This window comes from Streptococcus cristatus (assembly GCF_003943815.1).
Lineage (GTDB): Bacteria > Bacillota > Bacilli > Lactobacillales > Streptococcaceae > Streptococcus > Streptococcus cristatus_F.
In genome coordinates, this window is record NZ_RJNA01000010.1 from 65770 (window position 1) to 76104 (window position 10335).

Annotated in this window: 9 protein-coding genes and 10 tRNA genes; 1 reads left to right on the plus strand and 18 read right to left on the minus strand. The window is 43.3% G+C overall.

What is annotated here, in order from left to right; translation table 11 throughout:
* Positions 1-93: 93 nt before the first annotated feature.
* Positions 94-2040: a GBS Bsp-like repeat-containing protein gene (locus D8872_RS07725; protein WP_125390516.1), complete on the plus strand. Its 1947-nt coding sequence runs from the start codon at positions 94-96 to the stop codon at positions 2038-2040.
* 65 nt (positions 2041-2105) lie between these two features.
* Here D8872_RS07725 and D8872_RS07730 read toward each other — a convergent pair whose 3' ends face one another.
* The 18 genes from D8872_RS07730 to D8872_RS07820 form a co-directional block, all read right to left on the minus strand.
* Entirely contained in the window at positions 2106-2348 is a 243-nt protein-coding gene (locus D8872_RS07730; RefSeq protein WP_125390517.1) for an acyl carrier protein, read from the minus strand.
* Positions 2345-3349: a phosphate acyltransferase PlsX gene (gene plsX / locus D8872_RS07735; protein WP_125390518.1), complete on the minus strand. Its 1005-nt coding sequence runs from the start codon at positions 3347-3349 to the stop codon at positions 2345-2347. Before plsX ends, D8872_RS07730 begins: the two co-directional genes overlap by 4 nt.
* Positions 3330-4127 (minus strand): DNA repair protein RecO, encoded by a 798-nt coding sequence (gene recO, locus D8872_RS07740; RefSeq protein WP_125390519.1) that lies wholly within the window; start codon positions 4125-4127, stop codon positions 3330-3332. The genes plsX and recO overlap by 20 nt, the downstream gene beginning before the upstream one ends.
* Positions 4120-5292 carry a pyridoxal phosphate-dependent aminotransferase gene (locus tag D8872_RS07745; RefSeq protein ID WP_125390520.1) on the minus strand — a complete coding sequence of 391 codons (1173 nt, stop codon included), beginning with the start codon at positions 5290-5292 and terminating at the stop codon, positions 4120-4122. Before D8872_RS07745 ends, recO begins: the two co-directional genes overlap by 8 nt.
* A gap of 124 nt (positions 5293-5416) precedes the next feature.
* A complete protein-coding gene (locus tag D8872_RS07750) occupies positions 5417-6382 on the minus strand; it encodes a ribose-phosphate diphosphokinase (protein WP_061909808.1) in 966 nt (321 codons plus the stop codon).
* Positions 6383-6517: 135 nt separating this feature from the next.
* Entirely contained in the window at positions 6518-7717 is a 1200-nt protein-coding gene (gene pcsB / locus D8872_RS07755) for a peptidoglycan hydrolase PcsB (protein WP_125390521.1), read from the minus strand.
* A gap of 98 nt (positions 7718-7815) precedes the next feature.
* Positions 7816-8316 (minus strand): rod shape-determining protein MreD, encoded by a 501-nt coding sequence (mreD, locus tag D8872_RS07760; protein WP_125390522.1) that lies wholly within the window; start codon positions 8314-8316, stop codon positions 7816-7818.
* Position 8317: 1 nt separating this feature from the next.
* On the minus strand, positions 8318-9133 hold the full coding sequence (mreC, locus tag D8872_RS07765) for a rod shape-determining protein MreC (RefSeq protein WP_125390523.1): 816 nt from the start codon (positions 9131-9133) through the stop codon (positions 8318-8320).
* A 166-nt stretch (positions 9134-9299) separates the two neighbouring features.
* Positions 9300-9387: transfer RNA gene (locus D8872_RS07770), tRNA-Ser, on the minus strand.
* A gap of 11 nt (positions 9388-9398) precedes the next feature.
* Positions 9399-9472: transfer RNA gene (locus D8872_RS07775), tRNA-Ile, on the minus strand.
* Positions 9473-9506: 34 nt separating this feature from the next.
* Positions 9507-9577: transfer RNA gene (locus tag D8872_RS07780), tRNA-Gly, on the minus strand.
* Positions 9578-9593: 16 nt separating this feature from the next.
* Positions 9594-9666 (minus strand) — tRNA-Phe (locus D8872_RS07785).
* Positions 9667-9669: 3 nt separating this feature from the next.
* A tRNA-Met gene (locus D8872_RS07790) sits at positions 9670-9743 on the minus strand.
* A 123-nt stretch (positions 9744-9866) separates the two neighbouring features.
* Positions 9867-9940: transfer RNA gene (locus D8872_RS07800), tRNA-Arg, on the minus strand.
* Between the two features lie 57 nt (positions 9941-9997).
* Positions 9998-10071: transfer RNA gene (locus D8872_RS07805), tRNA-Arg, on the minus strand.
* Between the two features lie 18 nt (positions 10072-10089).
* Positions 10090-10175: transfer RNA gene (locus tag D8872_RS07810), tRNA-Leu, on the minus strand.
* Positions 10176-10180: 5 nt separating this feature from the next.
* Positions 10181-10252 (minus strand) — tRNA-Gly (locus tag D8872_RS07815).
* Positions 10253-10273: 21 nt separating this feature from the next.
* Positions 10274-10335 (minus strand) — tRNA-Thr (locus D8872_RS07820).

The following is a 10335-nucleotide window of genomic DNA, read 5'->3' on the forward strand; positions in this document are numbered from 1 at the left end:
AACTATCATTATCTTTTAAAATTTTTCTTTTTTTATATTTTTTCCCGAATAATCTAAATGGAATCATCCAAATTACTTATTCAAAGGAGATTTATGAAAAAATATCAGAAGCTGTTTTTATTATCCGGAGCAGTCCTTGGGCTATTTGCCAGTCATTCCACGGCTCAAGCTGTTGCATCGACTGAAGCTAGAAATAAAGTCCTAGGCCCCACTGATCGTGCCAGCAATGTAACCATCAATGTCACTGGAGATACGGCGCAGATTCATTACGCCCGCTCCAAAGCTCAGGTTCCCTATACCATTTCCCACGCAGTCTGGTCCGACGAAAACGGACAGGATGATCTGAAATGGTACACCACGCCTCAGACATCCAGCACAGCCATTGACCTCCGGCAGCACGCTGGCTATGGCACCTTCCATGTTCATACTTACATTAATATCAACGGGAAAATGATTGGCTTGAATGGTACGACCTTCACTGTTAATAAACCTGCTAGCAAGACAAGCGTCACAACAGCTGGACAAATCGGCCGAATCAATTTTACGCGAAATAAAGACCAAGAGAACTCAAAAATTGTCCATGCGGTCTGGTCTGATGAAAATGGTGGCGATGACCTTAATTGGTATGACGCTGGACAAGAGAGTACTGAATTTAACTTTTCTAAGCACAAAGGTTATGGAAAATATTTCGTAGATACTTATGAAAATAAAAATGGCAAAATGATTTACCAATCAGGCACCACTTTCCATCTAGAAAAGCCTAATCCGACCATTCAGACAAGTTTCCCTGAACCTGGCATTATGGAAATCCTTATCAAAAATCTTCCTGAATCCATGTATAAGGTCACTGTCCCAACCTGGTCTGAAAATAAGGGGCAAGATGATTTACAATGGTATCAAGCAAAGAAAAATCCTGATGGTAGCTATAGCGTCAGAGTTGAGCTGAAGAAACACAATTACGATACGGGAACTTACCATATTCATCTTTACGGCGAAAGCTATGTCAATCCAGCCTTTACATGTTTGGCAGGAGCGACTACTACAATAGATGCTGGCAAGATTCCTTCTCAAAAAGACCAAAAACCGCTTTTCTCTGTTGAAAATATCAATCAGGAAGAGGGAACCTACACTGTAAAAGTCACCGAAACTGCGGCATCTAAGTCAATTCAATCCGTCCGCGTCCCTATTTGGAGTACCCAGAATCAAAGCAATATCAAGTGGTATGACGCGAGTAACAATGGAGATGGGACTTTTACTGCACAATTCAATATCCGTAACCACCAAGCCTTATCTGGAAGCTATACTAATCATATCTACGTTAAGTACAAAGATGGTAGCGAGCATAGCTATGCGACAGACAGCGTCACCCTCTCTGCTGAAAATATCAAAGCCAAGGTTTCTGTCAATAAAATTTCTACCTACAATTACGAAGTGACCGTTTCCGATGCTTTCGGACCAGGAACCATTTCTCTACCGACTTGGTCAGAGGTCAACGGCCAGGATGACATCAAATGGTACACTGCTAACAAAGTGGGCAATGGCTTGTATAAATTTACCATCAATACACAACAGCATGCTGGAAACGGACTCTTCCATACCCATGTTTACCGTAATCTCAATGGACAGATGACTGGACTTACAGGCACCAGCTATCAGGTTGATAAACCAACCACGCCTGAGCCAACCCTCTACACCCCTGATTATGCGGGAGCATCCTCTTATCCTCATGGCCAGTGTACTTGGGGAGCAAAAGTACTGGCTCCTTGGGCTGGTCCTTACTGGGGCAACGGTGGCCAATGGGCAGCTAGCGCACGCGCAGCTGGTTTCCGAACAGGAAGCACACCACAAGTCGGAGCCATCATCTGCTGGACCGATGGCGGTTATGGGCATGTCGGTGTTGTCACCCATGTCGAATCCAACACCCGCATCCAAATCAAAGAATCCAACTATGCAGGCAAACAGTACATTGGCAACTTCCGTGGCTGGTTCAATCCTTACGCCGCCGGTCAAGGAGCTGTCAGCTATATTTATCCAAAATAAATTTACCAAAAAAACCTTGGTTTTATCAACCAAGGTTTTTCATCTGTTCAAATCGAAGCCATTTCTTACTTCGCTAGTTTCTTTTCCAAATAGGCAACAATATCTGCGACATTTTCAAAGCGATCAACATCTTCATCTGAAATTTCAATCGCAAACTCATCCTCTAAAGTCAGGATGAACTCCACTAAGTCAACAGAATCAGCGCCTAAATCATCTTTTAAGCCCAAAGTTGGCTGGACAACAAAGTCCTTTCCTTGACGTTCTTGGATAATTTCTGTTACTTTTTGAAAAATTTGTTCTTGATTCATTCTGTATCCACCTCTTTTGAAAATTCCACCACAGATTTTCCGACAACATCTGTCTCCAGCATGGTTCGGATCTGACGAATGGTGCTATATACGGCCTTAGCATCGCTTGAACCGTGTGTCTTGACCACTGGTGCCTTAAGACCAAAGAGAACGGCCCCACCAGCACTGGAATAGTCCAGACTCTTGCGCATTTCCTGTAGGCTGTCTTTGAGCAATAAAGCTCCTAGCTTAGCCTTGAGGCCACCGCCTAGAACAGCCTTTTTGAGCTGACCTAGGATACTAATAGCAGTTCCTTCGATAGACTTGAGTACGGCATTGCCCGTAAAGCCATCTGCCACGACAACATCTGCCACTCCATCCATAAGGTCACGCGCCTCTACATTGCCGATAAAGTTCAGCTTGTCATCCGCTGCCAGCAATGCATAGGTTTCCTTACGCAGAGGATCTCCCTTGCTGGCCTCAGTGCCATTATTGAGCAAACCAACCCATGGCCGCTTAATGCCACGAACATTTTCCGCATAAAAAGAACCTAGGATGGCATATTGGTGCAGATGATGAGGGGTATTTTCAGCATTTGCCCCCAGATCCAGCATATCAAAACCTCGACCATCCACAGTCGGTAAAGTGGATAAAAGCCCTGGTCGGTCAATATTTTTGATCCGTCCGACGATAAAGAAGCCCGCCGCCAAAAGCGCTCCTGTATTACCGGCAGACAGAACTGCATCTGCTTCTCCATCCTTGACTGCCTTGGCTGCCAAAACCATGCTAGCCTGCTTCTTCTTGCGAATAGCCTTGGTCGGCTCATCATCCGAATCAATCTTTTCATCCGTATGGACGATGCTGACGCGCTCTGTCGCTGTCAATAGAGGTTTAATCTTGGCCTCATCCCCATAGAGAACAAGCTCAATATCCGAGAAGTCTCTCAGAGCCTGATTAGCACCTTCGACTAAAGCCTGAGGGGCATTGTCTCCGCCCATGGCATCAATAGCTATTTTTTTCATGCTGTTCTTCCTCATGTTTGTCTTGTAAAATACTGCCCCAGTCGCCCAGAGAGTCGATAAATTTCTTTGATTTGAGATGAATACCCACGTATTCATCATAAAGGTGATCTATAAAGTCCCTGATCTGTCGCTTGATTTCCGGCTTGAGCGAAATCGTCTCCAGCTCACTAAACTGAACTGCCTGAAACTGATTGAGCAAAAAAGGAATATTGGGATTAAGATGACTGCGATGAGCATCCTTGTGATAATGCTCTGGGCAGAGCACCCCGCCATATTGAAAGGAAAAATCAAAAGGCAGACCTGTCCGACGGCAAAAAACACAGTCATGGAAATTCAGAGAAAGGCCAAAGCGAGATAAAATCTGAATTTCAAAAATATTTGTCAAAACCTCATAATCCAGCCCTTGATTCATCAAATCCAGTGTCTTTTGCAGGAAGGCAAAGAGGGCTGGGTCTGGCTGATTGTCCTGAATACTAGCATCTGCTAGGGCTGCCACATAGCTGGCATAGGCCATGACAAAGAGATCGCCCTTGATTTGACCGTAACTTTCCACAGCTTGGTAATCTTCGATATAACTGAGTCCATCGTCATTGATTTTCATCAAAAGTTCTGCCGCAGTCAGAGGCTGGATGACTGGTGCCAGCTTAGATTTTCCAGCATGTTTCACGAAAAACATTCGCTTGCCAGCCTGTTCCGTAAAGATCTTGACCAGCTTATCATCTTCCCGGAAATTCCGATTATAGAGAATCAAACTCTTGCTCGTTAACGGTCTAAGCATGGCCTTCCATGTACTCCTTGAGACGTTTCAGAGCTTCCTTGATGGTTTCCATGCTAGCTGCATAAGACAGGCGGATATAGCCTTCTCCATACTGGCCAAAGGCCGCTCCTGGGATAAAGGCCACAGCCTTCTTCTCAGCAAAATCCCGTAAAAAGGTAAAAGAATCTTGATTGTAACCCTCTGGAATTTTAGCAAAAATATAGAAAGCGCCATCTGGCTTGATAATCTGATAGCCCAGCTCTGTCATCTGTTCAATAATGTAATCTCGCCGCTTGACGTATTCCGCCTTCATGGGTTGGGCATCATCCTTACCAGCCGTCAAAGCTTCAATAGCTGCATATTGAGCCATGGTATTGGCTGCCGTCACCAGATACTGATGGCTCTTGATCAATTGAGCGGTAAAAACAGCAGGAGCAAAGATAAAGCCTAGTCGCCAGCCCGTCATAGCATGAGACTTGGACAAGCCATTGATGACGATGGTCTGCTCAGGCAAATATTCCGCCAGTGAAACGTGCCCCTGCTCCGTATAAGTCAACTCAGAGTATACCTCATCGCAGACGACAAAAACTTCATACTTGCTCAATACAGCTGCCAAAGCCTCGATCTGCCCCCGCGAATAAGTCACACCAGTCGGATTGGCCGGATAGTTGAGAATAACCGCCTTGAGCTTGTCTCCTTGCGCCAAGATAGCCTGCTCCAGCATTTCAGGGGTCAAGACGAAGTCGTTTTCTGTCGTATCAATCTCGACAATCTCCGCCCCGACCAAATTCACAATCGGCTCATAGCCTGGATAAGCTGGCGCTGGTAGCAAGACCTTGTCGCCCTCCTCCAGAATAGCCGTCAGAGTCGCAGACAGAGCCTCAGTTGCCCCAATAGTGACTAAGACTTCATCTTCTGGGCGATAGTTCAGATGGTACTTCTCCTTGACAAAATCAGCCGCAGCCTGTCGCAGCTCCAAAAGTCCACTCATTCCTGTATAGTGGCTCTGGTTGGCATCAATGGCTGCCTTGGCTGCCTCCTTGATATGATCGGGTGTCGGAAAGTCTGGCTCCCCCAAGGTCAGTCGCAGAACACCTGGAATCGTAGAAATGGACTGGTCAAACTGACGAATCAGAGACACTTCAATTTTATCTAAATTCTTATTAAACTTCTTAGTCAAATCCATAGTCGCCTCCGATAATCTAATAGAACTATTATACTATAAATGCAGTACTACAGCAAAATTTTATTACAAATAGGAATAAGAAAGAGATTTAGCAAGTTGCTAAATCTCTAATACTCCACAATCCTTATATATTATGTCTTTCAAAAAGGGGTGAAAGTGGACGTTTTTCATGGATTCGAACGATGGCTTCTGCCAAGAGATGAGCGATAGAAATCTGCTCAATCTTATCGATTAATCTGTCCTCTGAAAGGTATATAGTATCTAAAACCACTAGTTTTTTGATAGCGGATTTCTGGATATTTTCCATAGCTGGTCCTGACAAGACTGGGTGAGTACAGCTCGCATAGACTTCCACAGCACCGGACGCTGCCAAAGCATCTGCCGCATGACAAATAGTCCCCGCTGTATCAATCATATCATCTATCAGAATACAGGTCTTACCTTCCACCTTACCAATGATATTCATGACTTCACTGGTATTCATCTTGTCAACGCTGCGACGTTTGTCGATAATCGCAATCGAAGTCTTGAGAAATTCCGCCAACTTACGAGCGCGACTGACACCACCGTGGTCTGGGCTGACAACCACATAGTCGCTACCAACCATGCCCCGACGCTCAAAATAATCAGCAATCAAAGGCGCTCCCATCAAATGGTCGACAGGAATGTCAAAGAAACCTTGAATCTGAGCAGCATGCAAATCAATGGTCAATAGGCGATCTACCCCAGCAATCTCCATTAGATTAGCCACTAATTTAGATGTAATTGGCTCACGAGCACGAGCTTTTCGGTCTTGTCTAGCATAGCCATAGTAAGGCATCACTACGTTGATAGACTCCGCACTAGCCCGCTTCAAGGCATCCACCATGATCAAAATTTCCATTAGATTGTCATTGACAGGTGAGCTAGTTGACTGCAAGATAAAAACGTGCTTACCACGGATCGATTCTTCGATGTTTACTTGAATTTCCCCGTCAGAAAATTGACGAACCGTTGATTTCCCAAGCGGCATCCCAATCTCCTTTGCAACACGCTGCGCTAATTCTTGATTAGAAGAAAGAGCAAAGAGCTTTAAATCAGAAAAAGACATGATTCCCTCCAGATTCTAAATCGTCTTTTATTGTAACCAATTACATTTTTCCTACCTACCATTGTAACGCTTTTCCAGCAATTTTTCAATAAAAAATAAAAGGGAGAACGAAAAGTCGTTCTCCTTCATATTTCATTAGTTTGGATAGATGTATGTTACGTATCCTTGTGCATTTGTTGGGTCAAACCATCCACGGTGATTACCGAGTGATTGGTTACCAGCATAGTTTGCTTCTGATACTTGAATGTTGTTAGCAGATTGAACTGCTGTTACAACTGCAACGTGTCCGTAGCCACCGTCGTTCCAACATGCGATTGCTCCAACTTGTGGTTGTGATCCTGTACGGAAGCCTGCTGCTGCTGCACTAGCTGCCCATTGGCCGCCATTACCCCAGTAGTCGCCAGCCCATGGTGCCAAAGTCTTAGCACCCCAAGTACATTGACCTACAGGATAAGTTGATGCTGAAAGGCTATATGATGGAGTTGCAACAACTCCTGATGTAGCAACTGCTGCTTCCGCTACAGGAGTTCCACCTGTATTATTTACAGCTTGAACTTGTGCTGCGAAGCTTGTATTTCCTGAAGCAAGGATCGCTTGTTGTTGCGCTTGTTGCTGGTTCTTATATGCTGCTTCTGCCGCTGCTGCCTCAGCTGCCGCTTTTTCAGCTGCTGCTTTTTGCTCTAAGAGACTATTTTTCTCATTTTCAGCAGTTGCTTTTTCAGCTGCAAGGTTCAGTTGAGCAACCTTGAGTTCAGCCTGCTTAGTTGTCAACGTTTGAGCATCGTCTGCAAGTTTTTGTTGGTTTGCAATGACTGTATTGATTGCTTCATTATTAGCAACCTGTTTTTCAGCAATTTTTTCTTTATCTTCTTTTTGTTGTTCCAGCATTTTGTTGTTAGCTGAAACGATTTCGCTCATCGCTGCTACACGAGAGATAGCTTCAGTGATTGAAGCAGAGTTGATGATTGTGTTGATATAGCTTGTTGCTGTACCACTGGTTTGAGCACTACGCGCTTGATTTGCAAGAGACTCATTACGAGCAACAATATTCTTTGATAACTCTTCAATTTCAGCAGTAAGTTTCGCAGATTCAGCATTCAACTTTTCATTTTCTGCTTGAAGCACTTCTTGTTGCTTTTGAATAGCTGAAACTTGTTTTTGAATTTCATCAACTTGTGCTTGTGCTGCTTTTTGTTGATTGGTTAAACTATCAATTTTACTATTTTGAGCTGCAATTTTATCATCTGTACTATCAGCCTTAACATTTACTAGCGCAGCACCTTGAGAAAGGATCACCGCACTCAATAAAACTGATGTAAGTAGCTTTTTCTTCATAAAAATATTAACACTCCTTCTTACTAAGACATTATATAGTATATCAAAAAAATTCTGGCTATATATTACGCATTCGTTACATTTCTATTTCTAATTCATCATAAATAGACTTTTTCAAACAAAGGCTGTAACAATAGAAAAAGAAAGGCATTAAATACTAAAGTTGGCACCAAAGCATAGATAATAAAATCAGGGAATGTAAAGCTAACTAGGTGCAAGAATGATGCAGAAACAAAGCTGATCATTTCAAAAAAGAAAACAATCGTAATAATGGCCAAAACGCGGGTCCAACGATTTAGCAAAAATACAGAAAGAAAATGATAGATGGCAACTGTCAGTAGAGGCAAGATAAAGGTGAAAAGCCCAATCACATGTAGATAATAAACATCGTAAAAAAGACCTAAAGTAAAGAAGAGGAAAAAAATATATTCCTTTGAAAAGTTTAAAAATAAGAAAACCGTAAAGAACAATAAAATATGACTTGCCGGATGCCACTTCTCAGCAAAAAGATCTACAAGACTTCTTGATAATTGACCATCAATGAAGAAGATCAGGAATAAAAACAAAGTTGTAAAAAAAGTTCCTCTTAGAATTTTCATACTAATTTCTCACCAACAGAACTGCTTGAATATCAGACAAATCTGCAGCGGGCTTCACCAAAACTTCTTTGTTTAATTGGTCCTTACCAGCTGATATTGATAAAACCTGACCAACCAAGACATTCTCAGCATTATAAGAGCCGAGACCACTTGTCGTCACAGTTGCCCCTTCTTCAATTCCATCCACCGTATTTAGCTGGCTGACGATAAAAGCTGACTTTTCAGTGTCAAAACCAACAATGATGCCATAGGCAAAACCAGTTTTTGTCTGAATCTTAATTGCAATAGAACTATCATTCTTTTCATTTGTAAGTAGACTAACGACACTGGAAGAATCAGAAACACTAGTAACCGCTCCGATCAAACCACCGTTAGAAATAGCCAGCATAGAGGTTGACACATAGCTTGACTGCCCCTTATCAAGAGTTAATTCATTCTTCCAAGTAGAGGGAGAACGAGAAATAACTTCTGCAGCAATCTTGACAGCACTTTGATCATTATTTCGTAATTCTAATAGGGAACGCAACTGTTCATTCTCCAATTTTAAGGCATCAGAAATATTTGCCTTCTCTTCAAGATTGTAAATTGTTCCTTTTAGGGTCTCATTTTCTTGATAGGTCTCTATTAACTGAACAACCTTTTTCTTCTCTTTAGCAAGATAATTAAAAGGAATAGCAACTACTCGATCAACACTGGACAAAAAATCACCAGTCACAGAAACAATCCATGGTGAAAGAGGGGAAAGCATCAAGCTTATCATAACAATCCCAAATAGCAAAATAGAAATCAAAAATTTAGACATCTTTAATTTATTCATTCCAATCTCCGCAACCAATAAATCCTAAAAAACGCTTATATAAATCCAGATTAGAGCAGAACAACTCAACAAAACAAGTTCAAACAAACAACAAGAAACAATTCTTCAAAAGAAAAGCACTATAAAACAAGAAAAGGAGATAGCAAATGCTAAACTCCCTTATTTACGGAGAATGGGGGATTCGAACCCCCGCGCCGGTTACCCGACCTAACGATTTAGCAAACCGTCCTCTTCAGCCTCTTGAGTAATTCTCCAATATACTTAATGGGCACGAGTGGACTCGAACCACCGACCTCACGCTTATCAGGCGTGCGCTCTAACCACCTGAGCTACGCGCCCAAGTTATAAAAACTTGGTATGAACTTCTGTTCAAAGCGGGTGACGAGAATCGAACTCGCGACAACAGCTTGGAAGGCTGTAGTTTTACCACTAAACTACACCCGCATCTTAGATAATGGTATGGCGCGAGACGGAATCGAACCGCCGACACATGGAGCTTCAATCCATTGCTCTACCAACTGAGCTACCGAGCCAAATTGCGGGAGCAGGATTTGAACCTACGACCTTCGGGTTATGAGCCCGACGAGCTACCTAGCTGCTCCATCCCGCGATATTCTAATCTAAGGAGGATGTGGGATTCGAACCCACGCACGCTTTTACACGCCTGACGGTTTTCAAGACCGTTCCCTTCAGCCGGACTTGGGTAAGAGTCATAGAACCTCGTTTCCCTTCATGCACCCTAGAGGAGTCGAACCTCTAACCGCCTGATTCGTAGTCAGGTACTCTATCCAGTTGAGCTAAGGGTGCTCCATATCACGATAATCAATTATAACAAAAACACATAAAAAAGTCAAAACTATCTTATGCACCCTAGAGGAGTCGAACCTCTAACCGCCTGATTCGTAGTCAGGTACTCTATCCAGTTGAGCTAAGGGTGCCCTGTCGCATATCCGCTATGCCGAGGACCGGAATCGAACCGGTACGATCGTTACCAATCGCAGGATTTTAAGTCCTGTGCGTCTGCCAGTTCCGCCACCCCGGCCTCAAAGCGAACGACGGGATTCGAACCCGCGACCCCCACCTTGGCAAGGTGGTGTTCTACCACTGAACTACGTTCGCATCTCTATCCAAAAAAAATGCCGGCTACATGACTTGAACACGCGACCCTCTGATTACAAATCAGATGCTCTACCAACTGAGCT

What these genes read in the sequence shown, in the direction of transcription:
- mreC (WP_125390523.1), bottom strand. Translation starts at nt 9,133, where the DNA reads ATGAATAAATTAAAGATGTCTAAATTTTTGATTTCTATTTTGCTATTT.
- D8872_RS07730 (WP_125390517.1), bottom strand. Translation starts at nt 2,348, where the DNA reads ATGAATCAAGAACAAATTTTTCAAAAAGTAACAGAAATTATCCAAGAA.
- plsX (WP_125390518.1), bottom strand. Translation starts at nt 3,349, where the DNA reads ATGAAAAAAATAGCTATTGATGCCATGGGCGGAGACAATGCCCCTCAG.
- pcsB (WP_125390521.1), bottom strand. Translation starts at nt 7,717, where the DNA reads ATGAAGAAAAAGCTACTTACATCAGTTTTATTGAGTGCGGTGATCCTT.
- mreD (WP_125390522.1), bottom strand. Translation starts at nt 8,316, where the DNA reads ATGAAAATTCTAAGAGGAACTTTTTTTACAACTTTGTTTTTATTCCTG.
- D8872_RS07750 (WP_061909808.1), bottom strand. Translation starts at nt 6,382, where the DNA reads ATGTCTTTTTCTGATTTAAAGCTCTTTGCTCTTTCTTCTAATCAAGAA.
- D8872_RS07745 (WP_125390520.1), bottom strand. Translation starts at nt 5,292, where the DNA reads ATGGATTTGACTAAGAAGTTTAATAAGAATTTAGATAAAATTGAAGTG.
- recO (WP_125390519.1), bottom strand. Translation starts at nt 4,127, where the DNA reads ATGCTTAGACCGTTAACGAGCAAGAGTTTGATTCTCTATAATCGGAAT.
- D8872_RS07725 (WP_125390516.1), top strand. Translation starts at nt 94, where the DNA reads ATGAAAAAATATCAGAAGCTGTTTTTATTATCCGGAGCAGTCCTTGGG.